Genomic DNA, 17,226 nt, shown 5'->3' with positions numbered 1-17,226 from the left:
AAATCCAACAATGGAGCTGAAAACTTCTGTGTTATAAGATCCGTCGTGGATACCCTGATCAAACGTTCGGGAAATATCTTAGAAAATCTAAATCATATAGCTAATTTACAACCTGAGTAGTTACAATTTTTAAACTAAACCCATATCCAAGTAAATTAAAATTATTCCAAACAAAGGGATTTACATTTTTCAAAATCATTAAAAAGTAAGTAAAACCCTGTTTTTTGAATATTGTATTATTTCATGATAAATATCATTTTTTGAATGATCTATTGGTGTGAAGTTTTCGTATTTATTTTTTGAGATTCAAAGAAATATTCCATAAGTTAAGTTAATCACCCAGTGAAATAGAATATCATTTTGATATTTATGAAAAGCAAAAAATAATATTTTAAAATATTATTGACAATAATATGGCCTTGAAGTGCATAAAAAGTGCTGTAAAAGCTTGTCGAAAATCCGACTTATGAGTTTATGTGATAAAAAATATGGTGGTTTTGTCTTGATGTCGCTGATCATGGTTATGATCAGTGTATTTGACATGCCTTATGTTTTTGCACAGCACTTGAACAAAGATTTAGCATTGCAAACAATCGGGTTAAGAGAAACAAGTTACGGTGAATTACAAGTTTTTGTGTCGGGTAAGTTAGCACTTTGTTCTCATGAGGAGCGTGGAAACATTGATTTGGACGTTCAGGGTGGTGTTCCGCCATATACGTTTAAGTGGAACAATAATGATACAACTCAAAATAGAGTCAATTTATATGCTGGAACCTACACTGTAAACATAACAGATTTTCAGGGAAATAAAATCACCGAGCAAATAGTGATTCAACCTCCTTTTCCTTTGATTTTGGGTGCTATAGAGAAAGTGGATGCCTCTTGTAGTAGTAGCAAAAATGGTTATGCAAAAATTAGCGTATTGGTTGGAAGAGGGGAGCCTTACAGGGTAGAATGGAGCCATGGGTTGGTAGGTGGCATGGAGGCGAATGATTTGCCTGTTGGAGATTATTCAGTCACAGTCTATGATATTTATAATTGTAGCAGAACGGTATCTTTCAGTATAGGGGCTGAGACCTCAGGCTTGCATATCGATGAATCAGTAACTGCCAGTCAATGTGGTGATGCTAATGGAAGCATAGCATTGAAAGTGACAGGAGGAAGGGAACCTTACAGCTATAAGTGGAAGCATGGAGCTTATAGTAACACCGTTAATAAATTGGCCGCAGGGACTTATGAAGTTTTAGTCACAGATGCTGGCGGTTGTACCGCGAGTAAAGTGGTGACAGTGACTTCGAGTGATCCGATCGAGATCCATACAAAGTCCATTTCCCAGCTGACTTGTGACACAACTTCTGAAGGTAGCATCGAGGTAGAAGTCAAAGGTGGTACAGCACCCTATCAATATAAGTGGAGTAATGGAGCGAATACATCTCGGATCACAAATTTAAAGGCAGGGAAATATAGGGTTGAAGCGATAGATGCAAATGGTTGCATGACTTCTACCGAATTTGAAATGAAGCAAGTAGCGTATGATTTAACAGTAAATGTTGTTCAGCTCGGACAAGTCAGTTGCCATGGTGCAGCTGACGGGGTGGTGGAATTGATGGTAGAACAGGCTCAGGAGTCTGTTCGAATACGCTGGTCTGATGGTTTTCATGACCAATGGAAGCGAGATGGTTTGACAGCAGGCACATATACTGCCGTGCTTGAAGACGCTACTGGCTGCAAAATTGAGCATCAAGTGAATATACAAGAGCCATTGGTCTTGAAAGCCAAAATCGATAGCTCTTTAGAAATGAACTGCGATACAGGCGAGCTTACGGGGATTTCGTGGGTTGACATCAGTGGAGGTGTTCCTCCATATACAGTAAAATGGAGTAACGGAGAAACAAACAGTAAGGAAATCAAATTCTACTCAGCCACTGAGATCAGGATAGAAGTGACAGACGCTAATGGCTGTATGACCTCTGATTTGATAAAAGTCGATTTCCCAACTTTTACTGGGTCCGCTAGAGTAGATTTTGAGTATAGAAAATTGGCTTTTGTGAGTGATCCTGAAGTTTTAGTAAATGATAGTATAGCTTTCACCAGCTATATGTCCAATGAGTTTATTCTTTGGGAGTGGGATTTTGGAGATGGGAAGGTGAGTTCTGAAAAGGATCCAATTCACAGTTTTGCCAAAGAAGGTGCATATACCGTGAAGCTAACTGCTTTTGATGTATATGGATGTTCTACTTTCGAGGCAAATACACTTCATGTGAGCTCAAGTACTGAAGTAGTGGTAATGCCAAATGCCTTTAGCCCTAATGGAGATGGACTCAATGATAGGCTGAAACCTGTACTGAAAGGGATCAAACATTTTCAAATGGATGTTTTCAATCATTGGGGAGAACATATTTATTCAGAAAATGGATTGGAAGTTGTGGGCTGGGATGGTACTTACAAAGGGAAGTTGTTGCCAGCCGGCAATTATGTATACAAAATTTCTTACAGCAGACTCGATGATAATGTGGTCAATCAAACGGGGGCGTTCACTTTAATAAGATGATGATATGAGAAAGCTGTATACCCTTGTCGCCATGATCATGTTCTTTGCCAATATTTCGGCGCAAGACATGCAATATTCGCAGTTTTATGCTGCACCTCTTTATCTCAACCCTGCTTTTGCAGGATCATCGGAGATGACTAGAATAGGTGTCAATTACAGGAACCAATGGCCAGGCTTAGGTCACACCTTCAATTCTTACTCTGCCTATATGGATCATTACCTCTTCAACTTGAATAGTGGTATAGGGCTGATCGTGAATGGTACTCAAGAGTCAATGTCCAATTTAAGCACTATGGAAGTTGGTGGAGTGTACGCTTACAGGCTTCAGTTGGGCTTTAGTAGTTTTTTAAGATTTGGTGGTCAGGCAAGTTTTGTCTCACGTGATGCAAATTTCAGCCAGATGATCTTTGGAAGTCAGATAGATGCTAATGGAAATATTGGGGACTTCAGTGGTGAGAATTTAGGAGCTGATGTACGGCATAGATTTATGGATTACAATTTTGGTGCATTGTATCACAATGAGGCTGTGTGGTTAGGAGTTTCGGCACACCACATTACGCAGCCCAATGTGTCTTTTGTAGAGGAAGGTATTTCCAAGTTACCTATGCGACTTTCTGCCCATGGAGGTGTCAAAATCGACCTTTCTCAAGGAATGTCTCAGCAGTTCAATAATAACATCATGGGGAGGAGAGAGCTGCTTTTAGCATTCAATTACAAGCATCAAGATCCATTCAACCAGCTTGACCTTGGAGCACAGATCAACTTGCAGCCGATTGTTTTTGGAGTTTGGTACAGGGGACTTCCAACTATCAGCAGCATGTTGCCCAACAACGAATCTTTGATTGGCTTGATTGGATTTTCATTAGGAAATGGGCTAGATGTTGGGTACAGCTACGATTACACACTTTCAAAACTAAATCAAGCCAACTCAGGAGGAGCCCATGAAATCTCCATGAGGTTTTCATTCTTGGCTGGGGATTCAGGTCAAAGAGATAGAAAAGTGAGCATGATGCCATGCTTTAAGTATTAAGATATTTTGGTTAGGGTGATTTTGCAATTTGCAATGCCTCTGCTTCTGGAAAGTGGAGGTATTTTTTTGTTTTAGAAAAAACAAAACAAGCTTGTATATGCTTCAATTGTTACTAAAAGTTGGGATATGAAAAAGACCTTAAGACTGATTTTGGGAGATCAATTGAATGCAAATCACAGTTGGTTTGAAGAAGCTGACAGCAATGTAACTTACCTAATCATGGAAATCATGCAAGAAGCAGAATACACCAATCATCATATTCAAAAAGTGGTTGCCTTTTTTCTTGCAATGAGAAATTTTGGTGAATTTCTTAAAGAAAAAGGGCATGAAGTGATCTACTTTCACCTAGACGATGACGAAAATACCCAGACACTCAAAGAAAATGTTTTGATGCTTGTAGAGCAACATGATTTTGTAAGATTTGAATACCAGCTTCCAGATGAATATCGTTTGGATCAAATACTCCTAGAATTGACAGAAAAGTTAGAGTCGGATTTGGGGGTTTCTGTCAAGTTAGTAGATAGCGAACATTTCTTAACCGAAAGGGGATTTCTAAAGGATTTTTTCAAAGGGAAGAAAACTTATCTCATGGAGACATTCTATCGGGCTATGAGGGCAAAATACAATGTGCTAATGGATGGTAAAGAGCCTCTGACAGGGAAATGGAATTATGATCATGAAAACCGCAATAAGCTCAAAGACCCACTATTATTGGTACAACCTAAAACATTTCCGAAAGCTGTGAAGGAAATGGTGAAAATGATCCATTCCAAAGGAGCCACTACAATAGGAGAAATTGATGAGAATGCTTTTGATTGGCCAGTAAGCAGGGAGGAGTCTTTGGAAGTATTACGATATTTCTGCGAAAAGCTTCTCTTTCGATTTGGGGAATATCAAGACGCCATGTATGATGGGGATAGTTTTTTGTTCCATAGTAGACTTAGCTTTGCTTTGAATGTCAAGATGATATCACCTCTGGAGGTTGTTGAGTATGTAGAAAAATACTGGTATGGACATCAAGACACTATTGATATAGCGCAGGTGGAAGGGTTTATAAGGCAAATATTAGGGTGGAGGGAGTATATGAGGGGAGTTTACTGGGCAGAAATGCCAGATTTTGCTTCACTCAATTTCTTTGAGCACCAGGAGAAACTTCCTGCTTATTTTTGGACAGGAAAGACAAAGATGAACTGCTTAAAACACGCTATAGAGGGATCCCTAAAGTCAGCATATGCTCACCATATCCAAAGGCTGATGGTCACGGGAAATTTCATGCTACTAGCCGGTATAGATCCCGATGAAGTGGACCAGTGGTACTTGGGTATATATATTGACGCCATAGAGTGGGTGGAAATCACCAATACGAGAGGAATGAGCCAGTTTGCAGATGGAGGAATCGTTGGTACAAAACCTTATGTGTCTTCAGCAAATTACATTGACAAAATGAGTAATTATTGTGAATCTTGCTTTTACAAAAAGAACCTTAAAGTAGGAGATCGAGCTTGTCCTTTCAACAGTCTTTATTGGCATTTTTATGCGAGAAATGAGGAAAAACTCTCGAAAAATCCAAGGATAGGAATGGCGTATAGGACATTGGCGAAGATGAAAGATGCTGATGCTATATTGAAGCAAGCCGAATTTTACCTTGGTCAAATCGATAAGTTGTAGGTGGTGTTAATAAATCCTTTATTCCATAAACTCCTAATTCGAAATGAAAAGAAAAATTTAACCTTCATGAACCTATACTTATTTTTTTACTATCATTTTTCTTTTAGATTCATCAGCTCCAGTACTTTTGGTACAGGTAGAGCTGAGACTTTTCTACCGCCTTTTCCAATCATATCTTCAGCGGCAAACAAGGAGTTGATGATGGCTTCCTCAGTTGCCTCTATTGTGGCTAAAAATAGTGCTGACATATCATCATTTCTTAGCTCCTCTCTCTTGATCAATGTGCTGGAGGATTGATGAGGAATCAGGTTTTCTTTAAAATTCGAAAATGCAATAACGTAATCTCCAGAGCCATTTGAGGCTATTCCGCCTGTTTTGGCTAAGCCAAACATTGCTCTTTCAGCTATTCTTTTGAGATTTCGCTCACCTACTGGTGCGTCAGTAGCTACTATGATCATACATGACCCGTCAGCGGACTCCAATTGGTTTTTGAAAGCATATTGCCCTAAGGTGACGCCAACAGGAGCGCCATTGACTTGAAGCACCCCTCCAAAGTTGGACTGAACAAGTACACCAACGGTGTGACCTCCTAGTGTAGCTGGAAGCTTTCGGGAAGCTGTTCCTATTCCCCCTTTGAATCCAAAGCAGACAGTGCCCGTGCCAGCCCCGACATTCCCCTCCTGTACGATGCCAGTATTTGCTGCATGTATTGCCGCTAGCACCTCTTTACTGTCAATGTGCATCCCACGAATATCATTTAGTAGTCCGTCGTTTGTTTCTCCTACGATTGCATTCACGGATTGAACTTGTTCGTTTCCTTCTTGACTGAGACTATATCGTACTACACCTTCTATTCCGGCTGCGACACTTAACGTGTTGGTGAGAATAATTGGGGATTCAATATTCCCAAGTTCCTCTACCTGAGTAACCCCCGCTAATTTACCGAAACCGTTTCCTATAAAAACTGCCGCAGGAACTTTGTTTTGAAATAGATTCCCTTGGTGAGGAAGGATTGCTGTAACGCCTGTCCTGATATCCTCACCTTCTATTTTGGTCAAATGTCCTACACTGACTCCCGCTACATCTGTTATAGAATTGTTTAGCCCAGGTTTTAGCACACCGATATGTATACCAAGATCTCTAGGCCTCTCTTGACTGTAGGACAGATTGATAAGGAATGGGAAAAGGAGAAGTAGATGGATAACCGTGAGTCTATTCATGAAACAATTAAAACCATTTAAGTAGAAGTTTTGTAATTTTTTTTCCAGCAAAACCATATGGCGGATAAAGCGGTTTGGAGCCTGTTAGTCCTATTCTCTGCTTTAAAATTGCTTTCTCATTGCTGAACGCCAAGAAGCCAAATTTCCCATGTGCTTTGCCTATACCAGAGTTGTTTACCCCTCCGAATGGTAGTTCATGCTGTAAATAGTGAAGGACACAATCATTGACCACCACGGCTCCAGAAGAAGTTCTTGCGATCACTTGATCAGTGATGTCCGACGACTTAGAAAAAGCATACAGAGCCAAAGGCTTTGGTTGAGCATTAACATAAGTAATAGCCTCATCCAAACTTTCATAAGGCACGATGGGAAGAATAGGTCCAAATATCTCTTCTTGCATGACCAGCATCCCTGCATTCACATCGGTGAGTAATGTGGGCTCAAAATAATTCTCATTGCTATTTACTTGACCACCAGTGATGATTCGGGCTCCTTTTTCAGTAGCGTCCGCCAGTAGACGATGAAGTCTTTGCAAGTGTTTTCCATTTACAATTCTCGCATAATCTTTAGATTTCTCTATTCCTTTTCCTTTAGGGTTATACATCTTGTTCAGTGCATCGGTCAATGCTACGACTAATTGCTCCGTGATGCTATTTTGTACTAATATATAGTCAGGGGCAATACAAGTTTGTCCACAATTTACAAATTTACCCCAAATGATTTTGTCTGCTGCATCTTTGAGATCGGCATTGCTGTCAATGATAGCTGGTGATTTGCCTCCAAGTTCAAGCGTAACTGAGCTCAAGTGTTCGGCAGCTGCTTTCATTACGACTTTTCCTATGGCTGGACTTCCAGTAAAAAATATATGGTCGAAGGGCTTACCAAGTAGATATTGTGCTACGTCTGCCTCTCCTTCAAAGACAGCAACATCTTGACTTTCAAACACCTCGTCTACAAGTCTACGGATTAGGGCTGAAGTATGCGGCGTAAGCTCTGAGGGCTTGATGATAGCAGTACACCCCGCTGCTATTGCTGAAACTAGCGGGCCTATTGCCAAGTTGAATGGGTAATTCCATGGTGATATGATAAGTGATACACCTTTTGGCTCATATTCGATAAATGATCTACTACCAAGCATGGTGAGAGGTGTAGATACTTTTTCGGGAGACATCCAGTCTCCAATGTTCTTGATAGCATGTTTGATATCGGAATTGACTACAAAAATTTCAGAAATGTTAGTTTCAGTAAATGGTTTTTTGAAATCAGAAAAAATAGCCTTTCGTATATCATCTTGATTGGCGTCGATCCAACTCTGCAAATCTTCTAGCTTTTTTACCCTCTGTGCTTTGCTGCTTGTCCTGAGTTTGAGCGACTGTGCTTTTTGAGCATCGAAAACCTGATCTATTTGTGTCTTATCCATAGTTTCTTAACATTCTAGTTTTGTTAGAGTATTTAAACCACTTTCATGCCATGCTTGCATCTTATTAGCTTTTTATTAGAAATCTAACGCTCATTGGGCTTTTGGTTTTAGCAAGATAATTGTTTTAGCGGATATTTCCTGATGTTTGAAAGATCAGAATGGTTTGTGGCAAAGTAGTTGTGGTTTACTGTTTTGAAAATATCACCAAAGAATTTCTTACTAAATCTTGATTACTGTTTAAAATTGTTATAAATTTAATTGTTAACAATTTAGATGTGCTTATGAATTCCAAGAAACCCTTATTGATCGAAAATCAAATATGTTTTCCATTGTATGCAGCGTCTAGAATGTTGATTCAGAATTATCATGAGCCTTTGTCTGCGATCGGCTTGACCTATCCACAATACTTAGTAATGTTGGTGCTGTGGGAAGAGGACGGGTTGGCAGTCAATTCAATCGGTAAGAAGCTTCATTTGGATTCAGGTACTTTGACTCCTTTGCTTAAGAGAATGGAGTCTGCTAGTTTGATCAAAAGGGTTCGTAGTGATGTGGATGAGCGAAAGGTAGAAATAGAACTTACATTTCAAGGCAAGGCCTTAAAAAATAAGGCAGAATCAATTCCTGATAAAGTAAGAGTTACATTGAACAGTATGGATACAGAATCGTTAGATAGTCTCAAATCAAAACTTCATCAATTATTAGATACTTTAAACCAATCTTAACAACAAAATGGAAAAAATTAAAATTGATTACACCGCAACAGCTGTAAATACAGGAGGAAGAAAAGGACATGTCAAAACGGATGATGGTCAGCTAGACTTTGATGTGGCCATGCCAAAGGAAATTGGAGGAGAAGGTGGTAAGACTAATCCAGAGCAACTGTTTGCTGCAGGATATGCAGCTTGTTTTGGTGGAGCTTTAGGAGCTGTTGCCAAAGGTGTCAAGCTCAATGATGCAGAGATCACAGTGAAAGCACATTTGGGTAAAACCGAAAATGGCGGCTTTGGACTTGCCGTAGATATTTTGTGTAAAATACCACAAGCTGAATCATTAGAAGCCGCTCAAAAGTTGGTTGAAGCCGCTCATGAAGTTTGTCCTTATTCTAAGGCGACAAGAGGAAATATTGAAGTGAATGTGAAAGCAGTAGAATAAATTCATTTTCTAGGGAAAGAGATTTTTTTCCCAGACAAAAAGAGTACATTTGCAAAGCCTGATAGACCTATTTTAAAAGCTAGGGTTATCAGGCTTTTTTGTATAGAATCATTTGATAGTAATGAGTCTTAACATAAATTAACCGCCTAAATACGAAAGTAGGTTTTTATATCGTTTGGTACTTTATAAATTGCAACGTCTTGAAAAAAGTCAACTTTAATTCGATCTTCATTTTTGTGTTATTAGGATGCCTAAGTCTATTGGCAGTACCAAATGCAAATGGGCAGCAATATGAATTTGGAGGGGGATTAGGGGTAGCGACTTACTCGGGGGACCTAGTCCGCAGATTGGACATGGGAAGACTTGGGGCTCAAGGAACGTTATTTGGCAGACGAAATTTTGACAATGTTTGGTCACTCAGAGTAGGACTATCTTATGGTAGACTCAGTGCGGCTGACAGTATTAATCCAATAGATCCAGTCGCTTTGGTAAGGGATGCCTATTTTCAGGGTAACTTATTTGAGCTATCGGCAGTGATGGAGTATCACTTTCTTGACTATCTTCATCCACAATCACCGAATAGGTTTTCCCCTTATGGTTTTTTTGGAATAGGGGTGTCTTATTTCAATGGGAAAGGAGGGTTTGGATTTGACCCAGACCAGCCTGATAGAGGAGGGTACAGTATAGGTGTTCCAGTGATTCCATTTGGAGTAGGTGTGAAATATAAGCTGACAGACAAATGGGGTCTTGCCTTAGAGATGGGCTTTAGGGCTACTTTCACGGACTTATTGGACAGGGTGGATGGGAATGTCCGTTTTAGAAGAGCGGGTGATGGTATGGGACAGATTGAACCAATTGAACAAATTTATTACCCATATCAAGCCAACTCGAGTGATCGTGATTGGTATTATTTTTTAGGACTTACAGTAAGCTATTCTATATCTTCAGTAAAATGCTACATCTATTAATTAATTGACCTTTAGGTTAGAATATTGAAAAAGAAATAGCATTTTTGTACCTCCAAAAAAATACCGTATTTGGATTTGATCGGAATGAAGGAAAAAATAGATAGTGCAAAAATTCCCCAACACGTAGCGATTATCATGGATGGCAATGGGCGATGGGCTCAGAAAAAAGGTGCCATGAGGATTTTTGGGCATAAGAATGCCCTCGCAGCAGTGAGAGATACCATAGAAGCAGCTGATGATTTGGGTATCAAAATCGTGACTTTGTATGCCTTTTCTACAGAAAATTGGTCTAGGCCAGCCGATGAGGTGAGTGCCTTGATGGAGATCATGATCAATAGTTTTATATCCGAATTGCCAAGAATGCTTCAGAATAATGTGAGACTGACAGCCATAGGAGATATAAATAGCTTGCCTAAAAGTATGCAGGAAAATTTAGCCAATACCGTAGAGAAGACCAAGAATAACACTGGAGTACGAGTAAACTTGGCTTTGAGCTACAGTGGTAGATGGGAAATAGAACAAGCAGTAAAACAACTTGTCAAAAAAGTAGTCGATGGTCAAATGACCATGGGAGATGTTAATCAAGAAGCAATTGCTTCTCATTTGAATACACAAGATATGCCAGATCCTGAACTCTTGATCAGGACAAGTGGGGAATTACGAATTAGTAATTTCCTCCTTTGGCAGATGGCTTATACAGAACTGTATTTTACAGATGTATTGTGGCCAGATTTCAGGAGGAAAGACCTAGAAGAGGCCGTTCTGGATTATCAAAGCAGAGAAAGAAGGTTTGGAAAAACCGGTTCTCAGATTAAATCATAATAAAATTGATGAAGAAGTACTTATTTATCCTAGCTTTTCTCCTGCTTGCAGGCTCTATGCAGGCTCAGATTCGTCTGGGTCAAAGTCGCTACACCTCCAGCAAGCCGGTGGATATCCTCGAGTTGGATTATTCTAAACCAAAAAAGTATAGGATAGCAGAAATCAAGGCCGTTGGTCTTGCTACATTGGATGAAATTGCAATCATTTCCCTGTCAGGATTGAGAGTGGATGATGAGATCACCGTTCCAGGAGATGCAATTTCTAATGCACTTAAAAAGCTTTGGGGGCAAGGAATCATCGGCGATGTTAAGATTTTGGTCACCAAAATCGAAGATGATGATATCTACCTGCTTTTGGATTTGACAGAAAGACCAAGGTTCAGTAGGGTAGAATTCTCAGGTGTGAACAAAACACAGGAATCAGATCTTAAAGATAAAGTCAAAATTCGAGGTAGAGTAGTTCGAGATGATGTATTGAATACCTCACAGAGAAATATTAGGCAGTATTTCGTAGACAAAGGTTTCTTAAACACTGAAGTAAAAGTAACACAAGAAAGAGATACCACACTCCCAAATAGTGTGAAGCTTAGGTTTGATGTAGATACCAAAACCAAAGTGAAAATCAACGAGGTTCTTGTAGATGGGAATGAGGAAATATCAGATCGCAAGATCAAAGGTAAACTGAAGGGTACAAAGGAACACCCTCGTATGCACTTTGTCCGTGAAGTATTTTCTAGAGCAACCAATACCACACCTGAGTCTGCCAAAGAAGCGATTGCCTACAGAAATCCAGTAACTGATGAAGAAGTGAAAACTTACATCAACAAAAACTTTAAGCTGAATTTTTTCAATGCTTCAAAATATGTAGCCAAGGACTTCAAGGATGATAAGAAAAAAGTAATAGATTTCTATAATACTAGAGGATTTAGAGATGCTGAAATACTTTCAGATACTTTGTACAAGTACTCCGATAATACGGTGAATGTAGGTCTGAAAATAGAAGAAGGTCAAAAATATTACTACAGGAATATAAGTTTTGTAGGAAATTATATCCATCCAGATAGTCTTTTGATAGCCAAGTTAGGTATTGAAAAAGGTGATGTTTACAATAAGGAAAAGCTTGACAAAAGGTTGAATTATGACCCACAAAAAGGGGATGATATTTCATCTATTTATCAAGACAATGGATACTTATTCTTCAATATAGACCCAGTAGAAACCAATGTTCAAAATGATTCTATAGACATAGAGCTGCGAATTGTAGAGGGACCTCAAGTGACCGTGAACTCTGTGACAATTGAAGGGAATGAGCGTACCTCTGACCACGTGGTGATGAGAGAAATTAGGATTCTTCCAGGGCAGAAGTTCAACAGAAGTCTCCTGGTAAGAACAATCAGGGAACTGTCCCAACTTGGGTACTTTGACCCTGAGAATATCGAGCCGGATATGCGTCCTAATTTTGAAGATGCTACGGTAGATATTATATTCAAATTGGAAGAACGACCAAATGATCAAGTCGAACTCTCAGGTGGTTGGGGTGGATTCTTCGGGTTTGTGGGTACTGTCGGATTGGTTTTTAACAATTTCTCCATTAAGAATATCAGGCATTTCGACAAGTGGAGACCACTTCCTGTTGGAGATGGTCAGAAACTTTCTTTGAGAGTACAGGCAAATGGTAGGTCTTTCCAAAATTACAGTGTGTCCCTGACCGAGCCTTGGTTTGGTGGTAAGAAACCTAATGCACTAAGCTTTAGTTTCAACCACTCTGTACAGCGTCAGATGAACTTTGGAGCTTTCTCTCCTGCCCAAATGATGAATAGTGGAGGATCTTTCAAAATTACTGGAGCTACACTTGGGCTAGCCAAGAGGGTAACTTGGCCAGATGATTATTTTATGATCAGTAACTCACTACAATACCAAGTTTACGATTTTGATAGATTTGGTAGGAACTTTGGATTAAGCTATGAGACAGGTAGGTCAAATAGTTTGACTTTCAATACTACGATCTCTAGAAATAATGTGGATAACCCTATCTATCCGAGGATGGGTTCAAATATCTCCTTAGCCACTTCATTTACACCACCATATTCTTCTTTGAATAAAAATATCGACAGAGAGTCTCCAGATCAAGAGAGGTTCAAATGGCTAGAATACCACAAGTGGATGTTTGATGCCACTTTCTACAGCCCAGTATTTGGTTCTAACAAATGGGTGCTAAGTGCAAGGACACATATGGGCTTCTTGGGATCTTACGGAAACAGGATCGGAATGATCCCTCTTGAGCGCTTTGTACTAGGTGGAGATGGTATGACTTTCAATAACTTTGCACTAGGTCAAGAAATAGTGGGTCTAAGAGGTTATGAAAATCAAGTGCTGACCCCTGGTGCAGCAGATAGGTTTAATCCAGACTCTAATGTGCCTTATGGTGGGATTGTGTATAATAAGCATGTAATGGAGCTCCGATTCTTGGTGTCACCAAATCCGTCAGCGACGATATTCTTGCTTGGATTTGCTGAAGCTGGTAATAACTGGGGTTCTTATGCAGAATACAATCCATTTACTTTGTATAAATCAGCTGGTATAGGAGCTAGAATTTTTATGCCAGCTTTTGGATTGCTAGGAATAGATTGGGGTTATGGATTTGATGCACTTGGTGAGGAGTTTATTACCAATCCTAACCAAAGAGGTGTAAGGTCTGGACCACAATTCCACTTTACTATCGGACAACAATTCAGGTAATCATGGAAAAATGCATGAAATTGTTATTTTTGTCGGGCGTAATGTTTTTGATGACATGCATGACGCCTTCAATAGCCCAAAAGTGGGGTTATATTGATACAGAGTTTATATTGAACAAACATCCTGATTATAAGCTTGTTCAGCAAGAGTTAGAGGCCTATAGTTCACAGTGGAAAAAAGAGGCACAAAATTTGGAACAAGAGGTTAAAGAGATGCGAAGTGCACTTAAAGCAGAAGAGGTTTTACTGACCGAAGAAATGTATCAAGAGCGTTTGGCGATGATTGAAGAGAAGCAAAAACAAGCTGTGGCATTCAATAATAGAACCTTTGGTATCAATGGTCAGTATTATCAAAAGCAGACAGAATTGATGCAACCATTGCAGTCCAAGATTTATGAAGCCATAGACAGGGTGTCGAAGCGAAATGGTCTAGCTGGACTTTTTGACAAAGCAGCTGGTTTAGGATTGATATATACTGACCCGAGACATGATTACTCGGAGTTTGTTTTGGAAGAATTAGGAATAGAAAACAAATAAATAACAAATTATAATTAAAATGATGAAAGCAAAGTTTATCCTATCTGCAATTGCAATCTTTTGCGTAGGATTTGTAGCACAGGCCCAGGATATCAAGATTGGGTATACCAATGTGGAGTTGATTATGGATATGATGCCAGAGATGGAGCAGATCGGTGCTGATATTCAAGATTACCAGCAGCAACTTCAAACTAACATCCAAACTAAAGGTGAAAGCTTCCAGAGACAAGTACAAACTTATCAGCAGGCAGCCGCTACCATGACTGAAGATGCTAGAGCAACAAAGGAAAATGAATTAAGAAAATTGAACGAAGAGCTTCAGAAGTTTGAGCAAGATGCACAAGTTTCTTACCAAAGAAAACTTCAGCAGTTACTTGAGCCAGTACAGACTAAGGTATTTAATGCCATCAATGCTGTAGCTGCGGAAAATAACTATACACATATTTTCTCAGACTCAGTAGGTAATAACCCTGTATTGCTTTATACTAAAGATGATGATAAATTCACTGAATTAGTATTGAAGAAATTAGGTGTTGCTATTCCTGAAGGTGGTATCCCGAGTGGATCTAACTAATCAATAGATTAGATGATATTTAAAAGTCCCTTTCGAGGGACTTTTTTTTGCTTAGAGGTTTTTAAATTGAGGATGAATATCAAATTGATCATTAATTTTAACTTGAATAGAAGTTTGTTGTAAATATTCTTCTATCTAAGATTGATCTTTTCAATTATTATATTCTAACCAAAGGGTGTATTTTTGGTTCTGATTAGTAAAACTTATCGTATATACACCAACTATGGGAAATCTAAAGGCCAAGACAGGCGTATTGTTAGTGAATCTAGGTACTCCAGATAGCACCGCAACAGGAGATGTTAGAAAATATCTTAGGGAATTTTTAATGGATGGAAGGGTGATCGATATACCCGTGATTCCACGCTGGATGTTAGTCAATTTGATTATAGCGCCCTTTAGGGCTCCTAAATCTGCCAATGAATACAGAAAACTTTGGACAGATAGAGGGTCTCCATTGCTATTTCACACGGAAGATTTGAAAGCAAAGCTTATCCCAAAGCTGGATAATAGTAAATACATTGTGGAAATGGCCATGAGGTATCAGACGCCAAGCATAGAGGAAGGGTTGAACAAGTTAAATAAGGCGAATGTAAGTAAGATTATCGTTATTCCACTTTTTCCTCAATATGCATCAGCTACGAATGGCTCTGTAGTCGATAAGGTAATGGAGATAGCTAGAACATGGCAAATCATTCCTAATATTACTTTTGTCAATAACTTTGTAGAGCACCCTCTTTTCTTAGAAGCATGGGCAGAGCTTGGAAGGGAAATGATGGCAAAAGATGAGTACGATATGTATCTCTTTTCTTATCATGGCTTACCAGAGCGTCAGATCAAAAAAGGCTCTGTTGATGGGTACTGTAAGCTTTCTGACAAGTGCTGTGGAAATTATACAAAGAAGAATCAATTTTGCTATCGTGGTCAATGCTTTCATACCACACGCCAGCTAGCTTCAAAACTTGGCTTGCCTGAAGAGAAAGTAATGACCTGTTTTCAGTCCAGACTTGGAAAGGATCCATGGATCAAGCCTTATACAGAAGATGTGATCAAGGAACTAGCAAATAAGGGTGTCAAAAGAGTTTTAGTGTTCTCTCCAGCATTCGTAGCGGATTGTCTTGAGACTACAGTAGAAGTAGGTCAGGAGTATAAGGAAGAGTTCGAAGAGCTTGGAGGAGAAAAGTGGGATTTAGTTTCAAGTCTCAACTCTAATGACACTTGGGTTGAATGTGTCAAGGATTTAGTGATTTCAAATTCCTAATAATCCTTTTCTTTCTTTTCTATACAACAATTTTATTCGATCTATGTCTGTGTCAAGACAAAAGCCCATTTATCAAAGCTCAGGCTTCCTCTTTTTTGGGATTATGTTGGTGGCTTTCAACCTTAGGCCGTCTATCACCGCTGTAGGGCCTTTGATTCCTATGATTCGTGCTGATTTGGGTCTTTCCAACGGATGGGCAGGGTTTCTGACCACCTTGCCACTCCTCACGTTTGCTACCTTTTCTCTGTTTGCAGCAAGTATTGGTAAAAGACTTGGCAATGCCCAAGCCATATTGCTTGCATTGTTCATTCTTCTAATTGGATCCGTAATTCGGGTGCTTGGGGGAGCCATGTGGTTATACATTGGTACTGGGCTTACAGGTATAGGAATTGTAATATGTAATGTGTTGTTGATTCCACTGATCAAGAATAGACTTCCTCAAAAGACTGGGATAGTCACAGCTTCCTATACAACGGGAATGACTTTGACAGCCGCTGTAGCTTCTGGTGTGAGTGCTCCCCTTGCTTTGGACTTAGGTCTAGGCTGGAAAGGCTCTTTATTGTCTTGGGCTGTATTGATTGTACTTGGGATATTGATATGGTCGCCTCAAGCTAAAATGCCGAAAGTAGCGCCTATTCCTGCCATTCAAAAGTTCAAAGTAAATGTGTGGAAGTCAAGACTTGCCTGGCAGATCAGTATGTTTATGGGAGTACAATCTTTGTTGTTTTTCACATTGATAGCCTGGCTACCTGATATGATGATTTCTCGTGGATTGAGCCCTGTAGAGGCTGGAGCTTTGATGTCTTTGATGCAGCTCATTGGTCTAGTGGGGACTTTTCTAGCGCCTATTGTAGCCGTCAAATTCAAAGATCAAGTAGGGATAATTCTAACCTTGGGGAGTTTTTATTTGTTAGGTTTTTCTTCTTTATTCATACATGTATTATGGGTGAATTACATTGGACTTACTTTGGTAGGATTGGGCTTAGGTGCAAGTATTTCTCTTGCATATACCCTGATAGGTTTGAGAACTAAGTCTGAAAAAGTAACGGCGTCACTTTCTGGGATGTCTCAGTCTGCTGGCTATTACCTTGCCGCATTGGGGCCATTGCTGTTTGGAGTAGTATTCGATGTTTTTTCAGATTGGGACCACCTGATTTACCTGATGCTAACCAGTACAATTCTTTTTATGTTTTTTGGTGTTAAAAGTGGGCGATCAAGATCAGTTGATTAAAGGTTTTTAACCGCAGAGTGCGCCAAGTTTTCGACAAGTAAGCAATGTATTTTTAATC

Annotated in this window: 14 protein-coding genes; 12 read left to right on the top strand and 2 right to left on the bottom strand. The window is 39.5% G+C overall.

The genetic code is table 11. The annotated features are described in order from the left end of the window. The first annotated feature begins 466 nt into the window (after positions 1–466). The 3 genes from MM239_RS15205 (at position 467) to MM239_RS15195 (ending at position 5,249) form a co-directional block, all read left to right on the top strand. Positions 467–2,551 (top strand): T9SS type B sorting domain-containing protein, encoded by a 2,085-nt coding sequence (locus tag MM239_RS15205; RefSeq protein ID WP_241349108.1) that lies wholly within the window; start codon positions 467–469, stop codon positions 2,549–2,551. Between the two features lie 4 nt (positions 2,552–2,555). After that, positions 2,556–3,581, top strand: a complete 1,026-nt coding sequence (locus tag MM239_RS15200; RefSeq protein WP_241349107.1) for a PorP/SprF family type IX secretion system membrane protein — start codon at positions 2,556–2,558, stop codon at positions 3,579–3,581. 126 nt (positions 3,582–3,707) lie between these two features. Then, positions 3,708–5,249, top strand: coding sequence for a cryptochrome/photolyase family protein (locus MM239_RS15195; protein ID WP_241349106.1), 1,542 nt, complete (start codon positions 3,708–3,710; stop codon positions 5,247–5,249). A gap of 92 nt (positions 5,250–5,341) precedes the next feature. On the opposite strand, the gene MM239_RS15190 is transcribed toward MM239_RS15195, so the two are convergent. Both MM239_RS15190 and MM239_RS15185 read right to left on the bottom strand, forming a co-directional pair. Further along, positions 5,342–6,469, bottom strand: a complete 1,128-nt coding sequence (locus MM239_RS15190; protein ID WP_241349105.1) for a DmpA family aminopeptidase — start codon at positions 6,467–6,469, stop codon at positions 5,342–5,344. Positions 6,470–6,476: 7 nt separating this feature from the next. Then, a complete protein-coding gene (locus tag MM239_RS15185; protein WP_241349104.1) occupies positions 6,477–7,889 on the bottom strand; it encodes an aldehyde dehydrogenase family protein in 1,413 nt (470 codons plus the stop codon). Between the two features lie 281 nt (positions 7,890–8,170). Here MM239_RS15185 and MM239_RS15180 point away from each other — a divergent pair, with 281 nt between their 5' ends. From MM239_RS15180 to MM239_RS15140, 9 genes are all read left to right on the top strand, one after another. Continuing rightward, entirely contained in the window at positions 8,171–8,611 is a 441-nt protein-coding gene (locus MM239_RS15180; protein WP_241349103.1) for a MarR family winged helix-turn-helix transcriptional regulator, read from the top strand. Between the two features lie 7 nt (positions 8,612–8,618). Beyond that, the gene (locus tag MM239_RS15175) at positions 8,619–9,041 is read left to right on the top strand and encodes an organic hydroperoxide resistance protein (protein ID WP_241349102.1); all 423 of its coding nucleotides are present in this window, start codon (positions 8,619–8,621) and stop codon (positions 9,039–9,041) included. Between the two features lie 200 nt (positions 9,042–9,241). Continuing rightward, positions 9,242–10,009, top strand: a complete 768-nt coding sequence (porG, locus tag MM239_RS15170; RefSeq protein WP_241349101.1) for a type IX secretion system protein PorG — start codon at positions 9,242–9,244, stop codon at positions 10,007–10,009. 84 nt (positions 10,010–10,093) lie between these two features. Beyond that, on the top strand, positions 10,094–10,831 hold the full coding sequence (locus tag MM239_RS15165; protein WP_241349100.1) for an isoprenyl transferase: 738 nt from the start codon (positions 10,094–10,096) through the stop codon (positions 10,829–10,831). Between the two features lie 8 nt (positions 10,832–10,839). After that, positions 10,840–13,569 (top strand): BamA/OMP85 family outer membrane protein, encoded by a 2,730-nt coding sequence (locus MM239_RS15160; protein WP_241349099.1) that lies wholly within the window; start codon positions 10,840–10,842, stop codon positions 13,567–13,569. 2 nt (positions 13,570–13,571) lie between these two features. Beyond that, complete coding sequence (locus tag MM239_RS15155; RefSeq protein WP_241349098.1) at positions 13,572–14,105, top strand: OmpH family outer membrane protein; 534 nt, start codon at positions 13,572–13,574, stop codon at positions 14,103–14,105. 19 nt (positions 14,106–14,124) lie between these two features. Then, on the top strand, positions 14,125–14,679 hold the full coding sequence (locus tag MM239_RS15150) for an OmpH family outer membrane protein (protein ID WP_241349097.1): 555 nt from the start codon (positions 14,125–14,127) through the stop codon (positions 14,677–14,679). Between the two features lie 223 nt (positions 14,680–14,902). Beyond that, on the top strand, positions 14,903–15,937 hold the full coding sequence (gene hemH, locus MM239_RS15145) for a ferrochelatase (RefSeq protein WP_241349096.1): 1,035 nt from the start codon (positions 14,903–14,905) through the stop codon (positions 15,935–15,937). Positions 15,938–15,980: 43 nt separating this feature from the next. Then, complete coding sequence (locus MM239_RS15140; protein WP_241349095.1) at positions 15,981–17,168, top strand: CynX/NimT family MFS transporter; 1,188 nt, start codon at positions 15,981–15,983, stop codon at positions 17,166–17,168. Positions 17,169–17,226 lie beyond the last annotated feature (58 nt).

Source organism: Belliella filtrata (assembly GCF_022549775.1).
GTDB classification, from domain to species: domain Bacteria; phylum Bacteroidota; class Bacteroidia; order Cytophagales; family Cyclobacteriaceae; genus Belliella; species Belliella filtrata.
Note: the sequence above shows the minus strand (reverse complement) of the source record. Positions and strands in the feature narration are given on the sequence as shown.